At 61.8% G+C, this 25,400-nt stretch carries 30 protein-coding genes; 18 read left to right on the plus strand and 12 right to left on the minus strand.

Features of this window, described 5'->3' with window-relative positions; translation table 11 throughout:
* Positions 1-14: 14 nt before the first annotated feature.
* From I6E56_RS10615 to I6E56_RS10640, 6 genes are read right to left on the minus strand one after another with little or no spacing between them, the layout of a single operon-like run.
* Entirely contained in the window at positions 15-1,262 is a 1,248-nt protein-coding gene (locus tag I6E56_RS10615) for a sugar ABC transporter permease (protein ID WP_197138416.1), read from the minus strand.
* Positions 1,259-2,083: an ATP-binding cassette domain-containing protein gene (locus tag I6E56_RS10620; protein WP_197138418.1), complete on the minus strand. Its 825-nt coding sequence runs from the start codon at positions 2,081-2,083 to the stop codon at positions 1,259-1,261. The genes I6E56_RS10615 and I6E56_RS10620 overlap by 4 nt, the downstream gene beginning before the upstream one ends.
* Before the next feature lie 48 nt (positions 2,084-2,131).
* The gene (locus I6E56_RS10625; RefSeq protein ID WP_307842831.1) at positions 2,132-3,208 is read right to left on the minus strand and encodes a sugar ABC transporter substrate-binding protein; all 1,077 of its coding nucleotides are present in this window, start codon (positions 3,206-3,208) and stop codon (positions 2,132-2,134) included.
* A complete protein-coding gene (locus I6E56_RS10630; RefSeq protein ID WP_197138420.1) occupies positions 3,205-4,413 on the minus strand; it encodes an ROK family transcriptional regulator in 1,209 nt (402 codons plus the stop codon). Before I6E56_RS10630 ends, I6E56_RS10625 begins: the two co-directional genes overlap by 4 nt.
* A 50-nt stretch (positions 4,414-4,463) precedes the next feature.
* Complete coding sequence (locus I6E56_RS10635; RefSeq protein ID WP_197108335.1) at positions 4,464-5,135, minus strand: TrkA family potassium uptake protein; 672 nt, start codon at positions 5,133-5,135, stop codon at positions 4,464-4,466.
* Complete coding sequence (locus tag I6E56_RS10640) at positions 5,128-6,567, minus strand: TrkH family potassium uptake protein (RefSeq protein ID WP_231606597.1); 1,440 nt, start codon at positions 6,565-6,567, stop codon at positions 5,128-5,130. The genes I6E56_RS10635 and I6E56_RS10640 overlap by 8 nt, the downstream gene beginning before the upstream one ends.
* Positions 6,568-6,631: 64 nt before the next feature.
* Here I6E56_RS10640 and I6E56_RS10645 point away from each other — a divergent pair, with 64 nt between their 5' ends.
* The 3 genes from I6E56_RS10645 (at position 6,632) to I6E56_RS10655 (ending at position 7,698) form a co-directional block, all read left to right on the plus strand.
* Positions 6,632-7,114: a helix-turn-helix transcriptional regulator gene (locus tag I6E56_RS10645; protein ID WP_197138422.1), complete on the plus strand. Its 483-nt coding sequence runs from the start codon at positions 6,632-6,634 to the stop codon at positions 7,112-7,114.
* Positions 7,115-7,266: 152 nt separating this feature from the next.
* The gene (locus I6E56_RS10650; RefSeq protein ID WP_197138424.1) at positions 7,267-7,461 is read left to right on the plus strand and encodes a helix-turn-helix domain-containing protein; all 195 of its coding nucleotides are present in this window, start codon (positions 7,267-7,269) and stop codon (positions 7,459-7,461) included.
* 138 nt (positions 7,462-7,599) lie between these two features.
* Complete coding sequence (locus I6E56_RS10655) at positions 7,600-7,698, plus strand: 30S ribosomal protein bS22 (RefSeq protein ID WP_003792170.1); 99 nt, start codon at positions 7,600-7,602, stop codon at positions 7,696-7,698.
* Between the two features lie 85 nt (positions 7,699-7,783).
* Here the strand turns inward: I6E56_RS10655 and I6E56_RS10660 are convergent, their stop codons facing one another.
* Complete coding sequence (locus I6E56_RS10660; protein ID WP_197138426.1) at positions 7,784-8,548, minus strand: HAD family phosphatase; 765 nt, start codon at positions 8,546-8,548, stop codon at positions 7,784-7,786.
* Between the two features lie 18 nt (positions 8,549-8,566).
* On the opposite strand from I6E56_RS10660, the gene I6E56_RS10665 reads away from it, so the two are divergent.
* Both I6E56_RS10665 and I6E56_RS10670 read left to right on the plus strand, forming a co-directional pair.
* Entirely contained in the window at positions 8,567-8,830 is a 264-nt protein-coding gene (locus tag I6E56_RS10665) for a glutaredoxin family protein (RefSeq protein WP_197138427.1), read from the plus strand.
* A complete protein-coding gene (locus I6E56_RS10670) occupies positions 8,827-9,126 on the plus strand; it encodes a Dabb family protein (RefSeq protein WP_197138428.1) in 300 nt (99 codons plus the stop codon). The genes I6E56_RS10665 and I6E56_RS10670 overlap by 4 nt, the downstream gene beginning before the upstream one ends.
* A 166-nt stretch (positions 9,127-9,292) precedes the next feature.
* Here I6E56_RS10670 and I6E56_RS10675 read toward each other — a convergent pair whose 3' ends face one another.
* Together I6E56_RS10675 and aspS are read right to left on the minus strand one after the other, a co-directional pair.
* Positions 9,293-9,583 (minus strand): hypothetical protein, encoded by a 291-nt coding sequence (locus tag I6E56_RS10675; RefSeq protein WP_197138429.1) that lies wholly within the window; start codon positions 9,581-9,583, stop codon positions 9,293-9,295.
* Between the two features lie 85 nt (positions 9,584-9,668).
* A complete protein-coding gene (gene aspS, locus I6E56_RS10680) occupies positions 9,669-10,997 on the minus strand; it encodes an aspartate--tRNA(Asn) ligase (RefSeq protein ID WP_197138430.1) in 1,329 nt (442 codons plus the stop codon).
* 67 nt (positions 10,998-11,064) lie between these two features.
* Here aspS and I6E56_RS10685 point away from each other — a divergent pair, with 67 nt between their 5' ends.
* From I6E56_RS10685 to ccsB, 5 genes are all read left to right on the plus strand, one after another.
* Complete coding sequence (locus I6E56_RS10685; protein WP_197138431.1) at positions 11,065-11,700, plus strand: histidine phosphatase family protein; 636 nt, start codon at positions 11,065-11,067, stop codon at positions 11,698-11,700.
* Entirely contained in the window at positions 11,697-12,287 is a 591-nt protein-coding gene (locus I6E56_RS10690) for a TlpA disulfide reductase family protein (RefSeq protein WP_197138432.1), read from the plus strand. Before I6E56_RS10685 ends, I6E56_RS10690 begins: the two co-directional genes overlap by 4 nt.
* Complete coding sequence (locus tag I6E56_RS10695) at positions 12,287-13,030, plus strand: cytochrome c biogenesis protein CcdA (protein WP_197126235.1); 744 nt, start codon at positions 12,287-12,289, stop codon at positions 13,028-13,030. The genes I6E56_RS10690 and I6E56_RS10695 overlap by 1 nt, the downstream gene beginning before the upstream one ends.
* A gap of 70 nt (positions 13,031-13,100) precedes the next feature.
* Positions 13,101-14,675, plus strand: coding sequence for a cytochrome c biogenesis protein ResB (locus tag I6E56_RS10700; RefSeq protein WP_197139019.1), 1,575 nt, complete (start codon positions 13,101-13,103; stop codon positions 14,673-14,675).
* The gene (gene ccsB, locus I6E56_RS10705; RefSeq protein WP_307842833.1) at positions 14,672-15,676 is read left to right on the plus strand and encodes a c-type cytochrome biogenesis protein CcsB; all 1,005 of its coding nucleotides are present in this window, start codon (positions 14,672-14,674) and stop codon (positions 15,674-15,676) included. Before I6E56_RS10700 ends, ccsB begins: the two co-directional genes overlap by 4 nt.
* Positions 15,677-15,801: 125 nt before the next feature.
* Here the strand turns inward: ccsB and I6E56_RS10710 are convergent, their stop codons facing one another.
* Both I6E56_RS10710 and I6E56_RS10715 read right to left on the minus strand, forming a co-directional pair.
* Complete coding sequence (locus I6E56_RS10710; protein WP_197138433.1) at positions 15,802-16,416, minus strand: hypothetical protein; 615 nt, start codon at positions 16,414-16,416, stop codon at positions 15,802-15,804.
* Between the two features lie 65 nt (positions 16,417-16,481).
* The gene (locus tag I6E56_RS10715) at positions 16,482-17,474 is read right to left on the minus strand and encodes an o-succinylbenzoate synthase (protein ID WP_197138435.1); all 993 of its coding nucleotides are present in this window, start codon (positions 17,472-17,474) and stop codon (positions 16,482-16,484) included.
* A gap of 42 nt (positions 17,475-17,516) precedes the next feature.
* On the opposite strand from I6E56_RS10715, the gene I6E56_RS10720 reads away from it, so the two are divergent.
* The 4 genes from I6E56_RS10720 (at position 17,517) to I6E56_RS10735 (ending at position 21,237) form a co-directional block, all read left to right on the plus strand.
* On the plus strand, positions 17,517-17,942 hold the full coding sequence (locus I6E56_RS10720; RefSeq protein WP_197138437.1) for a 1,4-dihydroxy-6-naphthoate synthase: 426 nt from the start codon (positions 17,517-17,519) through the stop codon (positions 17,940-17,942).
* An 82-nt stretch (positions 17,943-18,024) separates the two neighbouring features.
* Complete coding sequence (locus I6E56_RS10725) at positions 18,025-18,996, plus strand: 1,4-dihydroxy-2-naphthoyl-CoA synthase (RefSeq protein ID WP_197138439.1); 972 nt, start codon at positions 18,025-18,027, stop codon at positions 18,994-18,996.
* 102 nt (positions 18,997-19,098) lie between these two features.
* Complete coding sequence (locus tag I6E56_RS10730) at positions 19,099-20,229, plus strand: AMP-binding protein (RefSeq protein WP_197138440.1); 1,131 nt, start codon at positions 19,099-19,101, stop codon at positions 20,227-20,229.
* Between the two features lie 9 nt (positions 20,230-20,238).
* Positions 20,239-21,237: a 1,4-dihydroxy-2-naphthoate polyprenyltransferase gene (locus I6E56_RS10735; protein ID WP_197138448.1), complete on the plus strand. Its 999-nt coding sequence runs from the start codon at positions 20,239-20,241 to the stop codon at positions 21,235-21,237.
* 47 nt (positions 21,238-21,284) lie between these two features.
* Here the strand turns inward: I6E56_RS10735 and I6E56_RS10740 are convergent, their stop codons facing one another.
* Positions 21,285-21,632: a DUF4229 domain-containing protein gene (locus I6E56_RS10740; protein ID WP_197138449.1), complete on the minus strand. Its 348-nt coding sequence runs from the start codon at positions 21,630-21,632 to the stop codon at positions 21,285-21,287.
* Between the two features lie 54 nt (positions 21,633-21,686).
* Here I6E56_RS10740 and I6E56_RS10745 point away from each other — a divergent pair, with 54 nt between their 5' ends.
* The 4 genes from I6E56_RS10745 to I6E56_RS10760 all read left to right on the plus strand — a co-directional run bounded on the left by I6E56_RS10745 (position 21,687) and on the right by I6E56_RS10760 (position 25,400).
* A complete protein-coding gene (locus tag I6E56_RS10745; protein ID WP_197138452.1) occupies positions 21,687-22,019 on the plus strand; it encodes a PLD nuclease N-terminal domain-containing protein in 333 nt (110 codons plus the stop codon).
* The gene (gene menD, locus I6E56_RS10750; protein WP_197138459.1) at positions 22,000-23,715 is read left to right on the plus strand and encodes a 2-succinyl-5-enolpyruvyl-6-hydroxy-3-cyclohexene-1-carboxylic-acid synthase; all 1,716 of its coding nucleotides are present in this window, start codon (positions 22,000-22,002) and stop codon (positions 23,713-23,715) included. Before I6E56_RS10745 ends, menD begins: the two co-directional genes overlap by 20 nt.
* Positions 23,716-23,806: 91 nt before the next feature.
* Positions 23,807-24,631: a polyphosphate kinase 2 family protein gene (locus I6E56_RS10755; protein ID WP_197138461.1), complete on the plus strand. Its 825-nt coding sequence runs from the start codon at positions 23,807-23,809 to the stop codon at positions 24,629-24,631.
* Between the two features lie 124 nt (positions 24,632-24,755).
* A complete protein-coding gene (locus I6E56_RS10760) occupies positions 24,756-25,400 on the plus strand; it encodes an arsenate reductase ArsC (RefSeq protein ID WP_197138462.1) in 645 nt (214 codons plus the stop codon).

Raw genomic sequence — 25,400 nt, forward strand, 5'->3', positions numbered from 1 at the left:
CTGCGCGACCGCTTTTAGAAGCGGCCGTGCAGCGCGCGCGAACGACGAGACATCGAGTCAATGATCACGGCGAGCAGCAACACCGCTCCCGTAACCATGTAGCGAACCGAGGAGTCGAGACTCAGCAGCGTGAGGCCGCTTGAGATCGACTGAATGACGACAATGCCGAGCAGTGCAGACCAGGCGCTTCCGCGACCGCCGAAGAGGCTTGCCCCGCCGATCACGGCTGCTGCAATGGCAGTGAGGTTGGTATCGCCCCCGCCGCTGCTCTGGTTGGCGGCGGCAAGCCGTGATGCGGCCAAGACACCACCAAGAGTGGCGAGCATTGCGCTCACCATAAACACCGAAATGTAGACGCGATCAACGCGGATGCCGGCACGCCGGGCTGCTTCAACGTTGCCGCCGATGGCATAAATTGAGCGCCCCCAGCGCGTGCGCTTGAGCGCAAAGTTGACGGCCGTCACGAGCACGACAAAGAGCAGGAACATGAGGCCGATGCCGCGGTCGGTGTTGAGATACCAGGTTCCCAACAGGAGCGCGACGAGCATGAGCCCGCCGCGAAGCAGGATCGCGGTGCGCGATTCGGGCAGCAGGCCAGCGCGGATGCGGCGGTTGGCCAACGACAGATGGCCACCAACATAGGCGAGGGTTGCCAGCCCGACGAGCACGTAGGAGAGCCACGCAGGCAGGAACATCAGTTGCGCGAACTGCACGATCCACGAATCGAAGGGGATATTGATCGAGCCGAGCTTGCCGAGCACCCACAGTTGCAGCCCGAGCACGCCGAGCAGGCCCGCGAGGGTGATGACGAAGCTGGGAACCCCGAAGCGGGTCAGCAAGAACCCGTAGAACCATCCGAAGAGTGCACCAGCGGCGAGCGCGCCAAGAATCGCGAATGGCAGCGGCCAGTTCAGCTGGGTGAACGTGACCGCCAGAATCGCGGCCGCGAGTCCGGAGAGCGAACCGACCGAGAGGTCGATTTGGGCGAGCAGCAACACGAGCACTACACCGAGCGCGATCGTGCCGAGCGCGGCGGATTGCATCGCCAAGTTCACGAGGTTGGCGCTCGACAAGAAGGTGGGGTTCAGGATCTGGAAGATGGTCCAGATGAGGGCAAGACCCACGACAACGGGAATCGCACCGAGGTCGCCTCCTCGCACGCGTGACCGGAACGCGGCCCAAGATTCTGCGATTCCTGAGGCTGGCGGAAGTTCGACCGCGGGGGTGTTGTTCGTGGGCGGTTGCGTGTCGGAGGCGCTCATGAGCTGAGTCCTTCCTTGCTGCGGGTGAAGGTCGCGCCGGTCAGGCCAGCGCGCCGGCTCACCGCGTTATCCGTTGCGCCCGTAATCGCCGCGATAATGTCTTCGTACGTCACGTCGGCCACCGCGAAGTCACCGTTATTGCGTCCAAGACGCAGCACGACAACGCGATCCGCGACAGCCTGCACATCGGCCATGTTGTGGCTAACTAAGACAATGCCGTGGCCGCGCTCGCGGAGGTGCTCAATAAGATTCAACACCTCGGCAGTTTGAGCGACGCCGAGGGCGGCGGTGGGCTCATCCAACACCACAATCGACGGATTGCCGATGAGCGAACGCGCAATGGCAACGGTCTGGCGTTGCCCGCCCGAAAGTCCAGCTACGGGAGTGCGCACGGAAGGGATCTTGGCCGACAGCTGCCGCAAGAGCGCCCAGGTCTGCTGCTCCATCTCGACCTCGTCGAGCGCCCCGGAGCCCAGCTCGCGGCCCAAGAACAGGTTCGACACCACATCGAGGTTGTCGCACAGCGCCAAATCTTGAAAGACCGTTGCGATACCGAGGTCGCGGGCATCCGTCGGGTTCGCCAACGACACTTCGTCGCCGCGATACGAAATAGTGCCCGAAGTGGCCGGATGCACGCCCGCGAGCACCTTCACGAGCGTCGACTTTCCCGCACCGTTGTCGCCGACGATCGCCACGACCTCGCCGGGATAAATGTCGAGCGACACATCGCTCAGCGCCTCGATCGCACCGAACTGCTTGCTGATTCCACGCAGTGAAAGGATCGGCTCATCGTCTGAGGTGGCCGGAGTGACATCAGTCATTGTGGCTCTCTTCCTTGAGTTCGTTGACCGTGCTGGTGTCGTGGGGCATTACTGAATCCCCGCCGCCGCACAGGCTTGGGCGTATTCGGCCGTGCAAATCTGCTCAACGCTATAAAAACCATCCGCGACGACGGTCTCCATGATGTTGTCGATCGTCACGATCACGGGAGTCAGCAGCGTTGTCGGAACGCCGTTGGTTTCTTCGCTTTGCCCCACAAGTTGCTTGCCGTCGAGCAGCGCCACCGCGTGCGTCGCCGCGATCTCAGCCTCGCGCTTCAGATCCTTGTAGACGGTCATGTACTGGTCGCCGCTCACAATGCGTTGAATGGCGGTGAGTTCGGCATCCTGACCGGTGACGGGTGGCAGCGGGGCCACCCCGCCAGCCTTGAGCGCAGCGATCGCTCCGCCAGCCGTTGCGTCGTTGGCGGCATAGACACCGATGAGGCTGTCGCCGAACTGGGTGACTTGGCTCGCCATCCACTCCTGGGCCTTGTCTGGGCTCCAGTCGGGAGTGTCGAATTCGGCGACGACGGTATAGGCGCTGCCGTCGATCACGCTGTGCGCGCCCTTCTTGAACAGGCGCGAATTGTTGTCGGTGGGGGAGCCGTTGATCATCACAATGTTGCCCTCGGAGTAACCCTCCTCGGCGAGGCGCTCGACGAGAGCTTTGCCCTGCAGCGCTCCGACCTCTTCGTTATCGAACGACACCCAGAAAGCCAACTCGGGGCTGCCAATCAGGCGGTCGTACGAAATCACGGGAACCTTGTAGGACTGGGCCGTCGCCACGATTGTCACCGCCGCCGAAGAATCAACGGGGTCGAGCACGAGCACGCTAATGCCCTGAGCAAAAGCCGACTCCGCCTGCTGTTGCTGCTTCGCCGGGTCCTGATCGGCATTCGCATAAATCACGTCGCACTCGGGGCACAGCTCAGCAACTTTGGCCTCGAAGAACGGGCGATCGTAAGCCTCGTACCGCGCCGTCTTCGACTCCGGCAGCAGCAGCGCAATCGTGCGCGAACCATCGCTCGAAGCGCCGGACGTCATCAAGGCGCAGCCACCCAGAGCGAGCACCGCCACAAGCGCAAGAGCGATCAGTCGCATCATTCGTGCACGGACGGATGTCACGAAGCCTCCGCCTCGGCAGGTTCAGCACTCAACGTGGCATCAGCACCAATCGTGAGTTGATCAATCGCAAAAGCGATCGACCCCAAGAGTTCGCTGCGCGGCCCCAGTTGGCTCTGCACCAGATCGGCAGCTTGCCCCGAACCCACGATGACCGAACGCTCCATCGCGTGCCGCATCGGGCCCAATAATAGCTCGCCAGCCTGCGAGAGCTCGCCGCCCACCGCAATGCGCTCCGGGTCAAACACGTTGCTGAGGTTGCCCGCTGCGATGCCGAGATGGCGTCCAGCGTCGGCAATAGCCCGGATGCACGCGTTATCCCCAGCGATTGCGCGAACAACCACATCGTGAAGCTTGAGACCGCGACGGCCAGTGCGCACCGACTCAACGATGGCCTGACCACCGGCGAGAGTTTCGAGGCATCCACGGTTTCCGCAGCGGCAGAGCGCGCCATCTTCGTCGAGAACCATGTGACCGAATTCACCGGCTGTGCCGTGGTGGCCGCGGAACACCGCCCCGTTCAGGATGAGGCCAGCACCAATACCGTCGTCGATGCTGACATAGAGAGAGTTGGGCTTGCCGCGTAATGCGCCTGTGCGGTACTCGGCCAGCGCGCCCATGTTGGCGTTGTTGTCGACGTACACCGGGCTATTGAGCCGGATGCCGAGAGACTCTGCAACGGGAACACCGTCCCAGCCGCGCATGATCCCCGTGCGCGAAATGATGCCGGTTGACTGATCCATGGGCGCGGGCATCGCGAGGCCAACCGCAAGGATCTCGTCGTGAGTGGCATCGACTGACTCGAGCATGTCTGTGATGAGTTGGGCAGCGCGATTGAGTTCGTTGTCGGCGCGATGGTCTTTCGCGAGCGGCATGTGGTGCTCAGCGACGACAGTGTGCGCGACATCGGAAAGTGCAACGCGCATGTGGCGTTCGGAGAAGTGCACGCCGGCGACGAGGCCAAGGGCGCGAGCAAGAGTGATCTGATGAGCGCGACGGCCACTGCGCGTGCTCATCGTGGTCGCGAGCACTCCGGCGGTGACGAGCTCTTTGACAATGTTGGAGACCGTGGCGGGCGAAAGCCCCGTTACCCCGGCCAACTCGATCTGCGTGAGGCCACCATGGTGCTTCACCGCGTCGACTATGCGAGCGCGGTTAGCTTCGCGGAGCGAAGTTTGCGACCCCGGGGTCGCCCGTTTTTTGCTCACGGAATCAAGATACAGGTAGCGGGTGCGCGCAGATCAGTCCACGAACGGGGCTACGTTGCGAGTGTCGCGAACTTTTCGATGTCGACAGAGTTGCCGCTGACGATCACGAGGTCGTGATTCGAGATCACCGTCTCGGGCGTTGCGTAGGTAAATTCCTTACCGGGCGACTTCACTCCGACCACCGTGATTCCATACTTGCGGCGCACTTGCGACTCGCTCAGCGGCAAACCGCGGATGGGCTTCGGCGGGTACATCTTCACGATGGCGAAGTCGTCATCGAACTCGATGAAGTCGATCATCCGGCCCGAAACCAGGTGAGCGACGCGCTCGCCGGCTTCTGCCTCAGGGTAGATCACGTGGTTGGCGCCGATGCGGTTGAGGATCTTGCCGTGGGAGCGGCTGATCGCTTTCGCCCAGATTTGCGGAATCTTGAGGTCAACGAGGTTGGCCGTAATGAGCACGCTGGCTTCGATCGATGAGCCGACAGCCACGACGGCGATCGAGAAGTCTTGCGCGCCGATCTGCTGCAGAGCGTCGAGGCTGCGAGCATCCGTCTGCACGGCGTGAGTGACGCGCTCCGACCATTTTTGTACGAGGCTGAGGTCAGCATCGATCGCTAGAACTTCGCGGTCGAGGCGCTGAAGTTGACCGGCAGTGGCCGCACCGAAGCGACCGAGCCCGATTACTAGCACCGGGGCATTGTGTGCGATCTTGTCAACCAACGATGGGCCTCTCTTCTGCTCTCGTGAACAATTGACGGCGCTGACTGGCCGCAAGGGCTGCCGCCAGCGTAACCGTTCCCACTCGTCCAGCCCACATTGTGGCGGCGAGGATGTACTTGCCGCCATCGGGCAGCGTTTCGGTGAGTCCGGTCGAGAGCCCACACGTGGCAAAGGCCGAAATCACGTCAAAGAGCACCCTGTCGAGGGGCTCCTTGGTTATCTGCAAGATAGCGATGGTCGAGATGGCGACGATCGTTGCGCCCCATAGCGTGACGCTAACGGCGAGGCGAAGGACGTCGGTGGGGATGCGACGCTCGAAGGCGTGCATGTCGTTGTCACCGCGAGCTTCGGCGAGGGCTGCCAAGAACAGCACGGCCAGAGTGGTGACTTTGATTCCGCCCGCGGTGGAGGCAGAGCCGCCGCCCACAAACATCAGCATGTCGAAGACGAGCAGCGTCGATCCATTGAGCTCATTGATATCGATGGTGGAGAACCCACCCGAGCGCGTCATGGTCGATAAGAAAGTGGATGTCAGGGGTCTCGAAATCAGGCTCTGCCCACCGATGGTGTTGGTGTTGTTCCACTCCAAAATGAGCACCGCTAGAGCACCGAGGAAGATCAGCAGAACCGTTGTAAAGAGGGTGAGGCGTGCGTGAACCGAGAGGCGGGCGCCGTCTTTGAGGTTGCGCACTACCGCAAAGATCACCGGGAAGCCGAGGCTTCCGAGGAACACACCGACGCCGATCGCTCCGAGCATCCATGGGTCTTGAGCGAAGGCTTCCATGCCGCTCACTGCAGGCACGAAACCAGTGTTAGTGAAGGCGGATGCCGCGAAGTAGAAGCCTTGCCAAATGGCGGGCCACACGTCGTAACCCTCCACGAGCAATCGCGGGATGATCACAAGCGAAAGCACGATTTCAATGGCCAGCGCGCTGATCGCGACTGTCGCGAGAAGACCACCGATCTCGCCAAGCCGAATGGCCTGTGATTCGGAGACAGGGCCGACGTGGATGCGCGAGGGGTTGGTGTCGCTGGCAGCGATGAGTCGTTGGCGCAGCCCGAGGCGGCGCGATACGACGAGCCCGAGCATGCTCGCGAGAGTGAGCACGCCAATTCCGCCGACTTGGAGGCCAACAAGAATGGCCGTGTTGCCGAAGGCTGACCAGTGCGTCGACATATCGACGGTGGTGAGGCCGGTAACGCAGATCGCGGAGACGGCGGTGAAGAGTGCGTCGACGAGGGGAGTGGCTTGGCCGTCCCTGGCCGAGATGGGCAAGACGAGAAGTGTCGTGAGTACGACAACGAGCGCCGAGAAGATCGCGATGGCGAACCGGGCAGGTGTTGCCGCGGCAAAACGATCAATCACGTCGCGAACGCGGGCGAGGATGCTGCGTTCACGAGGGTGTGCACGCATGGGTGCCCAAGAACTCATAAAATTATCTCCCCACGCACAGGAGGCCATGGTACTACTCAGCAACCCCCGGTACCCTATTGCAATGGCCGACATCTTTGACGTAGTAGCCGATTCGACCCGGCGTAGCCTTTTGACCGTGCTGCTTGAGCAGTACATCGCCTCCGATTCTCCGAGTGGCGAGCTGAGCGTAAGTGAGATTGTCGAGAAGCTCGATTTGAGTCAGCCGACAGTCTCTAAACACCTCAAGGTGTTGCGTGATCATGGGCTGGTTTCGGTGCGTGAAGATGGACAGCACCGTTATTACCGCCTTGATTCTTCTCCTCTTGAAGAGGTCGAAGACTGGCTGATTCCGTTCTTGAGCGCAGACTTCCAAGAAGATTTTGACGAGGAACTGCTGGAATCGACCGGCGCTTTCTCGGCGTGGTCTGGGGCGGATGTCGGAGACAACTTGGGCCGCCAGGTTGCGGATCGCGCTTATCAGGCTCGCACCGCGCTCCACGATGTTGCTGAGGCCGCGAAGCACTTCCCTGGCACCGTGCGCTCTCGCATTTTCCGCAAGGAATAAGCGCGAGGCGCGCCGGACGAGCGTGTTTAGGGGTGGACAGCGAGTCACACCAGCCCCTATTGTTACCGATTAGCACTTCAGTCACATGCTGGGTGCTTTGTGCAGTCGCTTTGTGCGTTCTGCAGTTGGTGAAACTAAAAGGGGCTGGTCCGATGTCACGGGATCTATCTGAGATGCGCTTTCTTACCGTCGCCGAGGTGGCGGACATGATGCGCGTCTCAAACATGACCGTGTATCGTCTCGTGCACTCCGGTGAACTGCCGGCTGTTCGCTTTGGTCGTTCATTCCGCATTCCGGAATCGGCTGTGGCGAGTGCTGTTGCGCCCCCAATCTCTGGGGTTGGATAGCAGCGAATCGTTGCTTCGGGTTCATTCCCAGTTCATCGAGACTTTTTAACCCGCCCCGTGCGGTAAACTCTTCGGGTATGTCTTTCCGCGGTTCTGAATCGGACCGGGTCGGTTCGTTCAGAAATCAGTGAGGTTCCTATGGGTTCAGTCATCAAAAAGCGTCGCAAGCGTATGGCAAAGAAGAAGCACCGCAAGCTGCTTCGTAAGACACGCCACCAGCGTCGCAACAAGAAGTAACTAGTCCCAATGACTAGTGGCCGTCTTTCGAGTCGGTCATAACACGAACACCCGAACGTTCATCTGAACGATCGGGTGTTCGAGGTTAACGAGCGTTTTTGCGAACGGTCTTGGCTTGCCGCTTCACGCGGCGCCGGGCTTCTTTGAGGCCGGCGCGGCTCAGCGGCAATACTGGCCAGCCCATTTTTTGGGCATAGTGCGCAAGTTTCACATCCGCGTTCACAGCAACACGATTGCCCACGGCGCTCAGCAACGGGATGTCGTTGCTGGAATCGGAGTACGCCCAGCAGTCTGCCAGGTCGGCCCCGAGCCGCCCCGCAAGCTCTGTGGCGACGGCAGCCTTTTCGGGGCCGTGAAGCACGTGGCCGTCGAGTTCTCCTGTGAGAACGCCGTCTTGGGCGCGCACGCGGGTTCCGAGTGCGCCGGTGAGGCCGAGTCGCTCAGCGATCACTTGCGCCACAAACTGTGGCGTCGCGGTGATGAGCCAGACTTCGTGCCCTTTCGCGAGGTGCTCTTTGGCGAGGTCGACGGTTTCGGGCCAGAGGTTGGGGAGAATATCCCGTTCGTAAATGGTCTCGGCCAAATCGATGAGTGTTTCTACAGAATGCCCGCCAACGATTTCGAGAGCACGCTCTCGAGCGGAGGTCATGTGTTTGTGGTTTTCTCCCACAGCGACGAACCGAAACTGGTGCCACCCAAAGCGCGCAATGTCTCGCCAGCCCACAATTCCGCGACGCCAGGCTTCTTTGCTGAGGTAGAACGCGCTGGCCCCGCGCATGAGGGTGTTGTCCACGTCGAAGAACGCCACAACGGCGTTCTGGCTGGGTGGGGGCGACGTTACCTCGTGCATTCGCATTATTCTAGGGTCGTGTCCACGCAACGTCTCACTTTAATCGGAAAACCGGGATGTCATCTTTGTGATGATGCCCGCGAAACGATCAACCAGGTGCTCGCCGCACTGCCCGCTGATGTCACTGTTGAGCTCGCTGAGCAGTCGATTCTCGATGACGAGCAGCTGCACGCCACACACTGGGATGAGATTCCTGTCGTGCTCATCAATGACCGAGTCCACACCATGTGGCGGGTCGAACCGCAGCGCCTGCGCGCCGCACTATTGGAGGAAACAGAATGATCCGTCACGTTGTCATGTGGAAGCTCATCGCCGAAGATACTGAAGGCCAGAAGGCTGCCGTGGAGGCCATGGCCACTGCGCTGGAGCCGCTCGCTGGCCACATTGAAGGTCTAGAGAGCCTGATTGTGCGTTCGGATGCCGGGAATGTTGAGAACAACTGGGACGTCGTTCTTATCTCGGAGCACACCTCGCCTGAAGCGCTTGTGGCTTATGGAACCCACCCGCTCCACGATGGGCCTGCTGCCATCGTCGGCGCTCATACCCGCGATCGGGTGTGCGTCGACTTCGAGTTTTAGAAATCTGCCGCCGTGAGGCTGTGGGGCACTAGCCACGCCGAGGCGTGGTTCCGAAAAGTGAATCGCAGCCATTCTTTTGGCGCATCGGGGCCAGCATCGAAGACCGTACGTAAGACAGTGTGTAGGTGCTCGCGGGGGATCCTCGCGAGCACGACGCTCTGGCTCGTTACTTGCTGACTTCGATCGGGCCAGTCATGTGGTTCTTGATCGAGTCACGTTCGGCTGCCAGTGACGCCAGCGTTCCGCTGTCGAGTCCTGGTTGCAGCATGTCGTCGAAGGGGTTGCCCATCCCACTCTTAGCGTGCACTACTTCGGCGTAAGCCGTTGCTGCTGCCGCTACTTTGGCGCTCGCACGCTGGGCCTTCTTCAGTGACACAGCGCTGCTGCCCACGACCTCAGCATGCTTGTTGAGTGCTTTCTTCAAATCTTTGAGTGCCGAATCAATTTTCTTTGACATGGGGTCATCCTGTCTTAATTGGCTATGCGCTGGCTATGGGTTCGGTGTGTCGAACTGAGAGGCCCTCGCGAGCCCCACAGGGCGGCTACGGAGTGAGGCGGGTTGGTCCGCGGAAGAGATAGGTGGCTTCCCGCAAGTTCGGAAGGCCGAGCAACAGCATCAGCACGCGACCGAGGCCCATGCCGAAGCCTCCGTGCGGCGGTACGCCGTAGCGGAAGAAGTCGAGGTAGAAGTCGAGCTCGGCCGGGTCCATGCCCTTGTCGCGAATCTGCGCCTCCAACACGTCAACGCGGTGCTCGCGCTGAGCGCCAGTGGAGATCTCGACGCCGTTGAACACGAGGTCATAGCTGTTCGTGAGGCCCGCGTCATCCGCGTGACGCATGTGATAAAACGGGCGGATGCTGGCGGCGTAGTCGGTCAAGAACACGAAATCGTGGTCGTACGTTTCTTTCACGTAGGCGGCGATCTGGCGCTCGCCCTCAGGGTCCATGTCGGCGTCGGCGCGCGGCACCGTGTAGCCGCGGTCGCTGACGATCTGCTTAGCCTCGGCAAGCGGGATGCGGGGGAAGGGGCGAGTCGGCACCGTCATTTCGATGCCGAACAGCTTCTCGATCTCTTCGCCGTGCTTGTCTTTGACAGCCTGGAAGCCGGCAACCATGAGCTCTTCGTGCAGGTTCATGACGTCTTCGTGGCTGGAGATCCAGCTGATCTCACTGTCGACCATCGTGAACTCGGTGGCGTGACGCGAGGTGAAGCTGGGGTCGGCACGGAAGCTCGGGGCGATCTCGAAGATCTTGCCGAAGCCAGCGGACTGCGCCATCTGCTTGAAGAACTGGGGGCTCTGCGCGAGGTAGGCCTTGGTATCGAAGTAGTCGACCTCGAACAGTTCGGCCTTCGACTCGCTGGCGCTGGCCATGAGCTTGGGGGTGTGAACCTCGATGAAGTCGTTCTCGACCCAGTAGGTGCGCCAAGCGTGCTCGAGCGTGGTCTGGATGCGGAAGATCAGGTTGTTGCGCGGCACGCGAAGGTCGAGGAAGCGCCAGTCCATGCGCTTGTCGACGCTGGTGTCTTCAGCGATCGGGGTTTCAGCGATTGCCTCGCCAGCAAGCTCGATGCCGTCGAGCTTGATCTCAACGCCGCCGAGCTTCACGCGCTCGTCGTGCTTCAACTCACCGGTTGCGGTGAGGAAGGTGCCCTGAGCGAGGCCCGAGATGATCTCGGCGAGGGGATCCTCTGCCGGAGTGCCGTCGTCGTTGAACGAGCGGGGGTGAACAAGCTGCACCGCACCCGACTCGTCGCGCAGTACGACGAACTGCACCTTCTTTTGATCTCGAACAGTGTCGACCCAACCCGAAACGGAGGTTGCTCCATCGCTTGCGGCGGCCAGGTTCTTAGTGAGGGTGCGTGTAGTCACAGCGCCGAGTTTACAAGGGATCACGCAAGAGAAAGTGCGGCAGGGCAGCAGACGTAGACTGAATACCGTGCCAGCAGACCTCATCCATCTCGTTCGCCATGGTGAAGTGCACAATCCCGACCGCATTCTCTATGGCCGTCTCCCCGGGTATCACCTCAGTGAACTCGGTCACAAAATGGCGGATGTCGCCGCCGCAAGCTTCGCGGAGCGGCCCCTTACGGCGCTCTACGCGAGCCCTCTGCAGCGCGCTCAAGAGTCAGCGCAGCCCTGGTCGGAACGCTACGGGCTGCCCATCACGACCGAAGAGCGCATCATCGAACCATCCAATTGGTTCGAGGGCGGTCGCCTGCGGTTTCCGCAGGTTCTCGGCCAGCCGCGCGCGTGGCCGCACCTGATCAATCCGTTCAAGCCCAGTTGGGGCGAGGCCTACGTGAGTATCGAAGCCCGGATGCTCGCTGCCATTGACGAGGCGTGGTCCGCGGCCGATGGCGGCGAAATTGTCATGGTCAGTCATCAACTGCCGATCGTTGTTGTAGCTCGCTCCGTGAAGAAAATGCGGCTCGCCCATGACCCTCGCCACCGCCGCTGCACCCTGTCGAGCATCACGACTCTCGCCCGCGAGGGAGACCATTTCGTGGAGGTTGACTATCAGGAACCTGCGGGAGACTTGCTGGCAGCATCCATCGATTTAGGAGCCGTGTGAATCGCCGTCTCATCGCCGCTGTTGTGGCGAGCCTCGCCCTGTTTACTGTGTCGTGCTCCGGCACCACCGAAAGTCTCGCGCAGCAGTACGAGAACGGATCAGAAGAGGGCTATATTTCCGGCGACGGGTCTACGGTCGAGATTCCGGCTGACAGCCGCGATGACGCCGTCAGCTACGAAGCAACCCTCGACACCGGCGAAACCGTGTCGAGCGACGACTTTGCCGGCTCCGTTTACGTCGTGAACTTTTGGTACTCAAGCTGCCCACCGTGCCGTCTCGAAGCGCCCGATCTTGCCGATTTGAGCGAGGAGTACACCGAGGTTCCGTTCTTGGGCGTCAACGTCTCTGACACCGCGGAGACGTCGCTCACGTTTGCTGCCGAGTTCGGGATTCCCTACGCCTCCGTCGTGGATGCCACGACCGCGGGCGTGCAGCTGGCGTTCGCCGGTTCCGTGCCTCCCAACGCGGTGCCCACGACTCTCGTGGTCGACCGCGAAGGGCGCGTTGCTGCACGCATCAGCGGTCTGGTGCGCGACCCCAGCATCCTCGCAGCGATGATGGACTCCGTCATCGCTGAGGAACAGTAGTGTCGAGTCCGGTCGGGGAGCTTATTCTCGGCGGCAACCTCCTTCTCGCGATTCCGATTGCGCTCCTTGCGGGCCTCGTCTCGTTTGCCTCGCCCTGTGTGCTGCCTCTCGTGCCTGGCTACCTTGGCTATATCGGCGGTTTCACGAGCGCTGAGGAGAAGGGCAGCACGAAGCGCCTTGTGCTGGGCGTGAGTCTGTTTATCTTGGGCTTCACCGTGGTCTTCGTGGCCTTCACGGTGCTCTTCGGCACCGCAGGGCTGCTGCTGCGTCCGTGGCTCGATCTGATCACCCGCATTGCTGGGGCGCTCGTGATTGTGATGGGTGTCGTCTTCATTGGGCAAGTCACCTTCGCCCAGCGCACGATCAAACCGAAGTTCAAGGTCGCAACCGGCCTCGCTGGCGCACCGCTGCTGGGCGTCGTCTTCGCCCTCGGCTGGACCCCGTGCGTTGGCCCAACCCTCATCGCTGTTGGCAGCATGGTGCTGGATGGCGGAGACCCCGGCCGTGCCGCTATCGTCGGCATCGCCTACAGTCTCGGTCTCGGCATCCCGTTCCTGCTGGTGGCTCTCGGATTGAACTGGGCAACCGGTTCGGTGGCGTGGATGCGCCGCCACATCCGTCTTATCAACCTGATCGGCGGAGCACTGCTGGTGCTGATCGGTCTACTCATGGTCACCGGTGTGTGGCGTGCAATCGTGACAAGTTTGGGGGCGGTGATCGGTGGTTTCGACACACTCCTCTGATTCAGAAGCTGGCGACTCGGTAACTGGCGACTCGGTAACCGGCGGGGATGCCACGCGTCCCAGCGACCACATGGACGCGCCTGCGCCTGCGCCGGAAAGCAAGATCACGCAGCCGACGCTCGGCTTTGTCGGCTACGCACGCTTCTTCTGGCGCCAACTCACGAGCATGCGCACCGCGCTGTTCCTGCTTCTTCTTCTTGCGGTCGCGGCCATTCCGGGCTCGCTCGTGCCGCAAATCACGTCTGACCCCAACGGTGTCATCGCCTATCGCGCCAACTACCCAGACACTGCAGCGGTGCTCGACTTCTTCCAAGTGTTCAACACCTACTCCTCGGTGTGGTTCTCGTCGATCTATCTCCTGCTCTTCATTTCGCTCATCGGTTGTGTGCTTCCACGCACGAAACATCATTTCGATGCGCTTCGTGCACGCCCGCCCAAGACTCCAGCGCGACTCTCGCGGTTGCAGGGTTTCACGACCCGAACCACCGAGGCAGATGTCGAGACAACAATCGATTCGGCCCGTGGCCTGCTGCGCTCGCAGCGGTACCGCACCGAGCTGTATGGAAATTCGGTCAGCGCCGAGCGCGGCTACATGCGCGAAACGGGAAACCTCGTCTTTCACGCCGCACTCGTGGGTGTTCTGGTTACCGTCGGCCTCGGCGGTGGCTTTGGCTACACCGGCCAGCGCGTTGTCGTTGAGGGCTACGCGTTCAGCAACTCTCTCGCCAGCTACGACTCGTTCAATCCGGGGCGCTTCTTCACAGATGATGCGCTTGAGGCCTACACGATCGCGCTCGACTCCTTCGACGCGGTCTACGAACAGTCCAACCGTGACGCCATCGGTCAAGCAATTGACTACACCGCCAACGTCACTACGACCATGCGTGGCGAAGAATCCCAGTCGTCGCAGGTGAAGGTGAACGAGCCGCTCGCCTTGGGTGGCACCAACGTGTACCTTCTCGGAAACGGGTATGCCCCCGTGCTCACCGTGCGCGACGCCGACGAGAACGTGGTGTGGTCACAGCCGACCGCGTGCTTGCCTTTTGACGCCAACTTGGGCAGCACGTGCATCATCAAAATTCCGGATGGGCTCGATCAGCAGATCGGCATGCTCGGTTTCCTCTACCCCACCGCTGGAGCGCTCAGTTCCGGTGCTCTCGCTTCGGTGTATCCCGACCTCATTTCCCCGGTGTTGACCTTGGAGGTGTACGAGGGAGATCTCGGCCTCGACAACGGCTTGGGCACAAATGCTTATGCGCTCAACACTGATTCGCTTCAGCAGATCGCTGGCCGCACGTCAGACGCTGACACCTTGGAGCTGACTCCGGGCGACAAGCTCGAGCTGCCGAACGGTCTCGGCAGTGTCGAACTCACGAGCATCCCGCGCTTTGTGTCGTTCGATGTGCACCACGACCCCTCGCAGCTTCCCGTGCTCATATTCGCCATCTTGGTGGTCGGAGGCCTCGTGACGAGCTTGTTCATTCCGCGTCGTCGCATGTGGGTAGCAGCGAAAACGGATGCATCGGGCACGACGACGATCGAGTACGCGGCGCTAGCGCGCGGAGATGACCCCACGCTCGAAGCCGCAGTCTCGGAGTTTGCCGAAAAACATTCCCAGCAACTGAGAGTTAGAGTGGATTCGTGACTGAGACCTTCGTGTCGTATTCGCTGATTGCGGTCTATTCAGCGATGGCAATCTATACCTTTGCGTTCGTAATGTTCGCCGTCGATTTGGCACGCCGTTCGGCGGAGTCGAGCGATGCTTCTGCAGCGAGTGCAACCGGCTTGGCTACGGCATCCGCTCAGCGCGCCACCGTGATGCAAGCGGCAGCCGGCTCAGGTGGCACAGCCACGCTGACGGCCAGCACCGCAGTGAACGGTGATGCCGCTCCGGCACGGGCACCTCAGTCGCTACGACTGGCCATGGCCCTCACCGTTATCGCGTGGGTGCTGCACGTGAGCGCTGTGGTGTTCCGTGGCGTTGCCGCGGGCCGCGTGCCCTGGGCCAACATGTTCGAGTTCACCCTCACCGCCACGGCGCTCATCGTCGGCGTCTTCCTGATCGTGCAGTTCTGGCAAGACCTGCGCTTCCTCGGTTCGTTCATCACTGGCTTCGCGCTTATCGCCCTCGGCATCGGCACCTCAAGCTTCTATGTGGATGTCGTGCCCCTTCCTCCAGCGCTGCAGTCGGCATGGTTGGTCATCCACGTCTTCGTCGCGAGCCTCAGCACCGGGTTCTTTGCCCTCGCCGCCGGGCTCTCGGTTGTGCAGCTCATGCAGTCGCGCCGCGAAGCCGGCAAAGCACTCAAGTTGCGCTTTCTTGACACTCTGCCTCCAGCAGACCGTCTCGAGACTCTCGCTTACCGTCTGACGGTCGTTGGTTTCGTGATGTGGACCTTCACCCTTATTGCCGGTGCTGTCTGGGCCGAGCGTGCCTGGGGTCGTTACTGGGGCTGGGACACCAAGGAAGTCTGGACCTTCATCATCTGGACCATCTATGCCGGTTACATTCACGCTCGCGCAACTCGCGGCTGGCGCGGCTCTCGTTCAGCGTGGCTCGCCATCGTTGGCTTTGCCGCCATCATCTTTAACTTCACCATCGTGAACCTCTTCTTCAAGGGGCTTCACTCTTACTCCGGCCTGTAAAAGCTGGCTCGCTGGCTGGCTGGCTCGCGACGAACGCCGGCGAGGAAGAAAAACGCTGGGGCCGCACCGAGCTGAACCCCAGCGTTTGATTGGGGAGAGCCCCTTCGGGCTCAAGGTGTTAGTGCCTAGCTGGCGGGCGTGAGTTGCATCGCCACAGTGGGGTTTCCCTCTCCCGTAGAGAAGTGGATGACGGGGCCATCATCCGCGCACTCATACGGTGCCGAGTTGATCGGGGCATCGGCCAAGAAGCTGTTTGTGAGGTCGGCGCCATCCATGGTGATCCCCGAGACCGTCACGCTGACGGCGATGTCGCTCACCTCTTGTGACGTCGTAATCACGGTGTCAGTGGCGGTGTACTCACCGCTGATACCGCCGGTGATAGCTCCAGTGCCCTCAGTGCCGGCAACCTGCAAGAGGATCTCGAAGTCGGGAGTGTAGGTGTAGGTCGCGTCGGTGAAAGCGAGCCCGGTTCCACCCTCGACTGAGATGTCGAGTCCGTCGTTAGAGCCACTGACAGCGGAGTAGAAGCCCTGCATCTGATCCTCGGCGATATACCAATCACCGATCAGGCACTCGGGGCCGGTGGCGGCCTCTTCTTCGACTTCCACGGGGGCTGCGGCATCCGTCTCCACAGCAGGAGCACTCGGTTCGTCGGCGGGCGGGGTGCAGCCGGTAAGCGCGGCGAGGCTGAGCAGGCTCACGGCGGCGACGGCACCGAGACGGCGCGACTCAATACTCATTGTTACTCCTCGAAAGTGCTGGCCAACGGCAACGACCAGTTGTTCCACCTTAGTGAGCGGACGCGTTACTGCGGTGAGTAGTTTTTACCTAGTTCATGACAACGGACGAGGCGGTCTCGCCACCACTGGGTGCGTTCAGGATTAGCGGCCCAGCGAGTGAGCAACGCTTCGTCGGCCTCGATGCGACGCACGTCAAGGTGACCGTCGCGAGCGCGCAGGGGAGCGGCGGTGACGTCGGCGGCGAGCAGGGATGCCGTGGCGAGTCCACAGTCATAGTCGAGATCATCGATGGCGGCAGCCAAATGCGCGCCCATCGCGAGACCCACCGAGGTCTCGAGGGCGCTGGAGACCACAACGGGCAGCCCGGCATCTTTCACGATCTCAAGGGCGCGAGAGACGCCGCCCAGGGGCTGTGCCTTGATGACGAGGAGATCAGCGGCACCTGCACGGGCGACCGCGAGCGGGTCGGCAGCTTTGCGCACACTTTCGTCAGCCGCGATGGGGATGCCCATGTAGGCAATGCGCGTGCGCAGTTCGCCCAGCTCTTCTACTGTCGCGCACGGTTGCTCGACATACTCAAGGTCGAATCCAGCCAGAGCATGCACGGCACGTTCGGCTTCATCGACCGTCCACGCGCCATTCGCATCAACGCGGATGCGGCCAGTCGGCCCCATGACGCGACGCACTTCGGCGACGCGGGCAATGTCATCCTCGAGGGTCTGATCGGGCTCGGCTACCTTCACCTTGGCTGTACGGCAGCCATGGAAGCGTTCGAGAACCGCTTCGACCAGGTCGGCGGGAACAGCAGGCACGGTGGCGTTGACCCAAATGCGATCGCGGACGAGGGGCGGCATCTCGTTGTAGGCGTAATCGATCGCGGCCAAGAGCCACGGGGTTGCTTCGACATCGTCGTACTCCACGAATGGCGAGAACTCGCTCCACCCCTGCGGGCCGCGAAACAGGAGTGCTTCGCGTTGATCGATGCCGCGAAAGCGGGAGGTCATGGGCAGGGACACCACGTGCGCGGTGTCGAGAATGTCGTTCACTGAAGGGAACATGTTCCCAGTCTGACAAGTTCCACTGTCAGTTAGGGTAATTGCGTGACTAATCCGGGGGATATCGAGCGCATTGCTACCAAAGTCGTGCCGTATTACGTTGTCGGCGTCGTCGATGACGAAGAAACTGAGCTGCCCGCCGACGATGAGCACGGAGTTTCCCCTGAGCCCGAGGCTGCTCCGGTCGTTCGCCGCCCGCGCCCACGCTGGCTAGGGTTCGTCGCCGCAGCGCTCGGTGTCGCCACCCTCGTGCTCTTCATCATTGCCATGATCGTGTCTGCTGGCGGGGACTACCCGACCGGTACAGACTTGGCCTATGCGACGATCGTGGTGTCGATCTCAGCCGTCATCACTGCCGCGCTGTGTCTCATTTTCGGGCTGCAACGCCGTTGGGCGGCCTTTGGGCTTGCGCTCGGCATCCTCGCGAATCCGCTGCTTGTCCTGTACGTGTTCCGGCTCTTCGGCGGCTAACGAGTCGCTCGCGACGCACGAAAGCCGAGCATCCACGGTTCGGCATCAGCCCGCGGCGCAGCCCGATGGTTAGGGTGGAGCCATGGCGCCTGTTTCTGAAATATTTGACGAGAAGTTGTGGCGATCGGTCGCCGGGTTTGATGACCTCACCGACATCACGTACCACCACGATGTGAGCGGAACGATTGCGCGCATCGCGTTCGATCGCCCCGAAGTGCGCAACGCCTTCCGGCCACACACCGTCGACGAGTTGTATCAAACACTGGATGACGTGCGCCAGAATCCTCGCATCGGCGTTGTGCTTCTCACGGGCAACGGCCCGAGCGAGAAAGATGGCGGCTGGGCGTTCTGCTCTGGCGGCGACCAGCGCATCCGCGGTCGTGCTGGCTACGAGTACGAAGGTCAAGAGGGCGCGACTAATCCGACTGCTGCCGCCGGGCTCTCCGCGGCTGAGGCCGAGGCCGACGCTGCTGCCGCTGCGGGAAAGCGTCGTGCCGCAGCCGGACGCCTGCACATTCTTGAAGTGCAGCGCCTCATCCGGTTTATGCCCAAGGTCGTTATCGCTGTTGTGCCTGGCTGGGCTGCCGGGGGAGGGCACTCTTTGCACGTCGTGTGCGACCTCACGATTGCCAGTGCCGAGCACGCCCGCTTCAAGCAGACGGATGTCGACGTCGGCTCCTTCGACGCCGGCTACGGCAGCGCCTACTTCGCTCGCCAAGTTGGCCAAAAGTTTGCCCGTGAAGTGTTCTTCCTGGCCCGCGAGTACGACGCGCAACGCGCCCTCGACGCGGGAGCGATCAACGCCGCCGTGCCGCATGCTGAGCTCGAAGCCACCGCCTACGACTGGGCGCAAACCATCATGACGAAATCACCGACCGCTATTCGCATGGTCAAGTTCGCCCTCAACGCTGTCGACGACGGTCTTGTCGGCCAGCAAGTTTTTGCGGGAGAAGCGACCCGCCTCGCCTACGGCACCGACGAAGCCGTCGAAGGCCGCGATTCGTTCCTGCAGAAGCGCGAACCCGACTGGTCGCCCTTCCCCTGGCAGTACTAACGCCCGGACGGCTCTAACGCCCGGACAGCCCTAACGCTCGGACAGCCCTAACATTCAGACAGCTGTAACGCTCCCGCAGTTCAAACCCAGAGAGGTTTACCCGTGACCGCTGACACCACTTCTACCCGAGAACTCTGGTCTATTGACGCGCGCGATCCTCGCAAAGTCTGGGCGGCGCTGAAGCCGGCACTCGACGGAACGGGAGCCGCGATTTTGCCGCACCCGGCCTCCCCCTCTGGCCTGCCAGAAACCGTGCCCGCGAACGTTGCGGTGATCGTAGAAACGAGCGGATCGACCGGCCGACCCAAGCGCGTGATGCTGAGTGCTGAAGCCCTGAAGGCGAGTGCTGCGGCATCCGATGAGCTTCTGGGCGGCCCGGGGCAGTGGCTTCTCGCCGTGCCTGCGCACTACATTGCCGGAATCAATGTGCTGGCTCGCTCGTATTTTGCGGGCACCGAGCCGGTCATGATGTCGACGCGTGACTTCACCGCGGCCACTTTTGTGGAGGCGGCTGCGCAGCTCACGGGGGAGCGGCGCTTCGTGTCGCTCGTTCCCGTGCAACTGGCGCGGCTGCTCGAGTCGGAGGAGGCCGTTGCGGCGCTCTCCACCTTCCAGCGGATTCTCGTCGGCGGCCAATCGATCCCGGCAGTGTTGTTGGCGGCAGCCCGCGCTCGCGGTCTCGCCGTATCGACCACGTATGGGTCGAGCGAAACGAGCGGCGGCGCTGTCTGGGACGGTACGCCGCTGCCCACCGCGCAGGTGCGCCTCGTAGATGACCGCATCGAAATCGCTGGCCCCATGCTGGCAGAGGGCTACCTCGACGACCCGCGACGCAGCGCATTCTCGTTCCGTCTGCAAGACGGAGTGCGCTGGTATCGCACCGACGATGTCGGCGAGTTGGTCGATGGCGTGCTGCGGGTGCGTGGCCGAGCCGACGACATGATCATCTCCGGAGGAGTGAAGGTCTCGATTGCTGAAGTGGAGACCGCTGTGCGCTCTCTGCCCGGCCAAGCTGATGCTGTCGTCGTCGCCGCTCCCCACCCCGAGTGGGGCGAAGCCCCCGTGGTGATCACGACGCACGCGATCGATTTGGACGTGGTGCGTCAATCGGTGGCAACCCAGTTGTCTTCGGCCGCCGCAGCCCCGGCACGGGTCATGCTGATCGATGAGATTCCTCTGCTTTCGACAGGAAAACCCGATCGACTCGCCTTAGCCACAGTCGTGCTTAAGTAGAATCCCTCCGTGGCCTCTCCTAAAAAACAACGCATCGACCCCGCAACCGTCTCGACCGCTGCGGCGAAGAAAAAGAGCGGACGCCCGGGTGGGCGACCGCCCAAGGCGCCGAAGATCGCGAAAGCCACCGCGCGTGACTGGATCAGTGGCGCCCGCATCCAAACTTTGCCGTTAGCTTTTGCTCCCGTTGCGCTCGGCACAGCGGCGGCCTACGTGCTTCCGCATGACGTTGATGGGGCCGGCTGGCACTGGGTCCGCGCGCTGCTCTGCCTCGTCGTTGCGGTCTCGCTGCAAATTGGTGTGAACTTCGCCAACGACTACTCCGACGGAGTGCGGGGAACGGATGACCACCGCGTCGGTCCTCGTCGTCTCACCGCTTCGGGTGCCGCTCGCCCGCGCACCGTCATCACTGTCGCCTTCGCCTGGTTCGGTATTGCGGCTATCGCCGGACTCATCATCGTCGTGCGAACCGAACACTGGTGGATGCTTGCCGTCGGTGCCGCGGCCATCATCGCCGCCTATTTCTACACGGGAGGCAAGCGCCCCTACGGCTACCTTGGCCTCGGCGAAATATTCGTCTTCATCTTCTTCGGTCTCGTCGCCACCGCCGGCACGACGTTCGTGCTCGCCGGCACCGTGAATCTCGAGTCGTGGCTGGCAGCCGTTGCTGTCGGATTGTTCGCCGTAGCAACCCTCATGGTCAACAACATCCGCGACATTGCTCAAGACAAGATCGCCGGAAAGCGAACTCTGGCCGTGCGGATGGGCAACCTGCCCTCGCGCATCTTCTACGTCGTCGCGATGCTCGTGCCGTTCGGCATCTTGGGCGTGTTTTCGCTGCTTTACTTCAACGCGTATCTTGTGAACTTTGTGTTGCTGGTAGCGCTGCCCGCGTGCGTGATTGTGCTCACCGCCAAAACGCCAGCCGAGCTGATCTTGGCGCTGCGTCTCACCGGGATCACCGCGCTGCTGTTCGGCCTAGGGCTCGCGGCAGCGATCGCGTTCTAACGTCGGAGGTCGCAGCGAGCGTCTCTTCACGGCGGTTATGCGACTAGCTAGCGGGCGTCGTGCTGAGTGCTCTGCTCAGCGGATGTCGCGTCTGTGGGCGCCTCTGCTGAAGACTCCGCGGCACCCTCGGTAGTGGTCGCGGTCTCAGCGTCGTGCTCGACGGCGGCATCCTCGGCGTCACGATCAGGATCGTGGCTTGGACGACCGCGACGGGAAGCAAGGTCAAGAGCTACGGCATCCCGCAGCTTTCCGAAAAACACGTAGGACACGGCGAATCCCAAGATCGCTGCGATTACGGCGGCGATCCACGTCTCGACGTTGGCAACCATCAGCACGGTGAAGGCTGCGGCGAAGACTCCGACGCGGAGAAGAGAGTAGGCGATCCAAGGTTTCACGGCATCAGTCTAGGCTCGCAACCCGCGTGCAGTCTGCGAGCGTAGACTGGGGGCATGCCTCGCCTACTGGTTGTTCTCGCTTTCGCGCTCGTCGCGGTAGACGTGTTCTCCATTGTGGATGTGATCCTTACCGAACGCAGTCGAGTTCGCGCGATGCCTAAGGCATTGTGGATCATAGTGATCCTGCTTTTGCCGGTTATCGGAGTGGTGCTCTGGTTCATGCTCGGCAAGGCACGTAGTGCCCGTTCTGGCGGCACACGCACCGTTGCCCCCGATGACGACCCTGACTTCTTGCGCAAGATGCGCCGTCAGGAAGAACAAGATGAGCGCATTCGCCGCCTCGAACAGGAACTTGCAGATCTCGACGATGACGATAAGACCAACTAACTCTCCAGCCACCAACTTCTCGGTAGCCCTTCTCGAAGAGTTTGTTCGTCTCGGCGTTCGGGATGTTGTGCTGAGCCCGGGCTCGCGCTCACAGGCTCTCGCGCTGGCGGCTGCTGAATTCGAGAAGCAGGGGCTGTTGCGGTTGCGGGTGCGCATCGATGAGCGCGTTGGCGCCTTCCTTGCGCTTGGCCTTGCGGTCGAAACCGGGTTGCCCGTGCTTGTGGTCACCACCTCGGGCACTGCCGTTGCGAACCTGCACCCTGCGGTTCTTGAAGCGCACCACTCAGCTGTTCCGCTGATCATTATTAGCGCCGATCGTCCCGACTCATTGCGTGGCATTGGCTCCAATCAGACAACGCAGCAGCCGGGTATCTTCGGCACCGCCGTGCACCGAACGTGGGATGTCGAGGCGCCAACCGGTGCTGATGGAGAGATGGATGCCGCAGCGCAACTCGCTCGCGACGCCGTTGCCGCGGTCGACGGCCCCGTTCACCTCAACCTCTCTTTTGACGATCCGCTGTCTGCGCCGTTTGTGTGGGAGCCCACCGCCGCAGATGTCGCTCCTGAACCGGCTGGCACTCGCGAACCCGTGTTCCCTGATCTGTTCAGTGACCTCGATCCGGTAGTGGAGAACACCACCCACCAGTCGCCGGGTGCTCCCACGACTCTCGCTCTGTCGCCCTCCCCAGCCACGGTCGTGATCGCCGGAACCGGTGCAGGCCCGCGCGCCGAGCAGGTCGCCCGCGAACTCGGTGCACCGCTGCTCGCGGAGGTCGCGAGTGGAGCCCACTTTGGGCCCAACCTGGTTGTCGCTTACCGCGAGCTGTTGAACGCCGCCAACTTTGGTGACCGGGTGGCGCGCGTGATCGTGTTTGGGCATCCGACGTTGAGTCGAGAGATTCCGGCGCTCATTCAGCGTCGCGGGGTGCAAACCATCGTGGTGCGGCATCCCTCCGCTGATGACTACAACCCTGGCCGCTGCGTTCGGCTCTTTGTCGATGACGTCTCGGTCTCGGGTGAAGTCATTGACCGTGCGTGGTTGGGGCGCTGGGTGATGTCGAGCCGCCAGCTTCTCGAAACGGAGAGCATCGCTCCCGATATCGAGGCGGATGCCGGAACCCACGCCAAGTCAGAACTCGCCATTGTGCGCACCCCGGTCGACCGCCGGATGCTCGCCGAAGCCGTGTGGCGTTCCACGTGGCCGCACGACCGCCTCGTCTTGGGCGCGTCACGCTTGATTCGCGAAGTCGATCGCGTGGTGCCGGGCAAGAAGATTTCGGTGCACGCCAATCGGGGCCTCGCCGGCATTGACGGCACGATCTCGACTGCTCTCGGAATCGCGCTCGCGAGCCAAGCGGAAGCAGGTAACGAGGGTGTCACCCGTGTGCTCCTCGGTGATCTTGCGATCTTCCACGATGTGGGAGCGCTCATGTTTGGTGTTGGCGAATCTCGACCGCGTATCCAAGTCATTGTCGGCAACGACAACGGCGGCACCATCTTCGACGGCCTTGAGGTCGCGAGTCAGGCTGGCGACAGTTTTGACCGGGTGTTGCTGACGCAGCAGAGTGCCTCCATCGAGGCACTCGCTGTCGCGTACGGCTGGCGCTATATTTTTGCGGCAACGCGGGGAGACCTCGACCAGGCTCTTTCGGCCCACCCTGAGCCGACCATAATTGAGGTTCCGCTCGGGCGCTAATGCCCGATGCTCTGTTGCGCTGCCTCTCGTCGGCCACGGTTTCGCTCGCGTGGATAGGTGACCGCAGAAGCGCCCGGAGTAGCCTTGGGACATGAGCACACTCACTCCCGTCACCGCCGATTTCGAGCTTGCCAGCATCGATCCGTCATCCACTCCTGAGTTTGATGGCAGCAAGAAGGATGCCGAGAAGGCTCTCGAGAAAAACGGGGAGAAGCTTGCTGCCCTGCAAGAGCGGCTCTTCGCTGAGAGCAAGTTCGGTGGCAAGCGGCGCATTCTGCTCGTGCTGCAGGCGATGGACACCGCGGGCAAGGGCGGCATCCTGCGCCACGTTATTGGCGGGGTCGACCCGCAGGGAGTGCAGATCCACGCGTTCAAAGCGCCCACCGATGAAGAGAAGTCGCACGACTTCTTGTGGCGCATTCGCAAGGAGCTTCCCGAGGCCGGCTTTATCGGCGTCTTTGACCGTTCGCACTACGAAGACGTGCTCATTCACCGCGTGCGTGGCTTCTCAACGCCCGAGACGGTGGAAGAGCGATACGGCATCATTCAGGCATTCGAAAACGAGCTCGTCGCTCAGGGCACGACGATTATCAAAGTCATGCTGCACATCGGCGCCGACGAGCAGAAAGATCGCCTGCAAGAGCGTCTTGACCGCCCCGAAAAGCACTGGAAGTACAACCCAGGCGATGTGGACGAGCGACTGCTGTGGGGTGACTACCAGGAGGCGTACGAGATTGCGTTGCGTCGCACGACGACAGAGAACGCACCGTGGTATGTGGTTCCGGCGAACCACAAGTGGTACGCACGGTGGGCCGTTCAGCAGCTTTTGCTGGAGGCATTAGAGAATCTTGACCTGCAGTGGCCGAGCGCCGACTACGACGTTGAGGCAGAGAAAGTGCGACTCGCGAACAGCTAGGGGCACTGCCACCCGGCACTGCTTCGATGGGCTGTTCGTCGGCCCGAAATGAATCTTTGTGCGCGCGCTCGAAAATACATAGATATTCATCTATGCTTTGAGTGTCCGAGCGAAACGAGGAATCATGCGCACCCACTCAGCTGGCCAACTGCCCCTTAACGATCCCAATAACGTTCTTCGTCGCAGCGCCGAACGACTTGCGCTGCAATACGACGGCCTCGTCAGCGAGGAGACGATCGAGCGCGTTCTTTTCGAGTCATATGCCGCCCTGGCGCGCACCGCAAAAGTGTCGACTCACCTCTCGAGCCTCGCCTCACGCTTCGCGCATGAACGCCTCGCTGCGCTTGCTCAGGCGAAGGGCGTTATTGCCAAGACAGTGCCCGAAGTGCTGTTCGTGTGCGTGCAAAACTCGGGGCGCTCGCAGATGGCGGCCGCGTGGCTGCGCGAGCTCGGCAAAGGCCGGGTTCACGTGCGCTCCGCCGGGTCTGAGCCCGGCGCCAGCATCCTGTCTCTCGTTGTCGACGTGATGGCAGAAGAAGGCATCGCCCTCACCGACGACTTTCCCAAGCCGCTCACTGACGACGTCGTGCGTGCCGCGGATGCTGTGATCACGATGGGCTGCGGCGATGCCTGCCCGATCTACCCCGGCAAGCGCTACCTTGACTGGCAGCTCACCGACCCCGCCGACCTCGATATCGACGGAGTTCGCCGAGTGCGCGATGAGATCCGAGAGCGCGTTGAAGGGTTGCTGCGCGAGATCGCGCCGTAG

It is taken from the genome of Salinibacterium sp. NK8237 (genome assembly GCF_015864955.1).
GTDB lineage: Bacteria > Actinomycetota > Actinomycetes > Actinomycetales > Microbacteriaceae > Rhodoglobus.

Excerpts from the sequence above, each read along its gene's own strand:
- I6E56_RS10615 (WP_197138416.1), bottom strand. The coding sequence starts at position 1,262 with ATGAGCGCCTCCGACACGCAACCGCCCACGAACAACACCCCCGCGGTC.
- I6E56_RS10620 (WP_197138418.1), bottom strand. The coding sequence starts at position 2,083 with ATGACTGATGTCACTCCGGCCACCTCAGACGATGAGCCGATCCTTTCA.
- I6E56_RS10640 (WP_231606597.1), bottom strand. The coding sequence starts at position 6,567 with ATGAGTTCTTGGGCACCCATGCGTGCACACCCTCGTGAACGCAGCATC.
- I6E56_RS10645 (WP_197138422.1), top strand. The coding sequence starts at position 6,632 with ATGGCCGACATCTTTGACGTAGTAGCCGATTCGACCCGGCGTAGCCTT.
- I6E56_RS10650 (WP_197138424.1), top strand. The coding sequence starts at position 7,267 with ATGTCACGGGATCTATCTGAGATGCGCTTTCTTACCGTCGCCGAGGTG.
- I6E56_RS10655 (WP_003792170.1), top strand. The coding sequence starts at position 7,600 with ATGGGTTCAGTCATCAAAAAGCGTCGCAAGCGTATGGCAAAGAAGAAG.
- I6E56_RS10660 (WP_197138426.1), bottom strand. The coding sequence starts at position 8,548 with ATGCACGAGGTAACGTCGCCCCCACCCAGCCAGAACGCCGTTGTGGCG.
- I6E56_RS10670 (WP_197138428.1), top strand. The coding sequence starts at position 8,827 with ATGATCCGTCACGTTGTCATGTGGAAGCTCATCGCCGAAGATACTGAA.
- I6E56_RS10675 (WP_197138429.1), bottom strand. The coding sequence starts at position 9,583 with ATGTCAAAGAAAATTGATTCGGCACTCAAAGATTTGAAGAAAGCACTC.
- I6E56_RS10700 (WP_197139019.1), top strand. The coding sequence starts at position 13,101 with ATGGACGCGCCTGCGCCTGCGCCGGAAAGCAAGATCACGCAGCCGACG.
- I6E56_RS10710 (WP_197138433.1), bottom strand. The coding sequence starts at position 16,416 with ATGAGTATTGAGTCGCGCCGTCTCGGTGCCGTCGCCGCCGTGAGCCTG.
- I6E56_RS10715 (WP_197138435.1), bottom strand. The coding sequence starts at position 17,474 with ATGTTCCCTTCAGTGAACGACATTCTCGACACCGCGCACGTGGTGTCC.
- I6E56_RS10725 (WP_197138439.1), top strand. The coding sequence starts at position 18,025 with ATGGCGCCTGTTTCTGAAATATTTGACGAGAAGTTGTGGCGATCGGTC.
- I6E56_RS10745 (WP_197138452.1), top strand. The coding sequence starts at position 21,687 with ATGCCTCGCCTACTGGTTGTTCTCGCTTTCGCGCTCGTCGCGGTAGAC.
- menD (WP_197138459.1), top strand. The coding sequence starts at position 22,000 with ATGACGATAAGACCAACTAACTCTCCAGCCACCAACTTCTCGGTAGCC.
- I6E56_RS10755 (WP_197138461.1), top strand. The coding sequence starts at position 23,807 with ATGAGCACACTCACTCCCGTCACCGCCGATTTCGAGCTTGCCAGCATC.
- I6E56_RS10760 (WP_197138462.1), top strand. The coding sequence starts at position 24,756 with ATGCGCACCCACTCAGCTGGCCAACTGCCCCTTAACGATCCCAATAAC.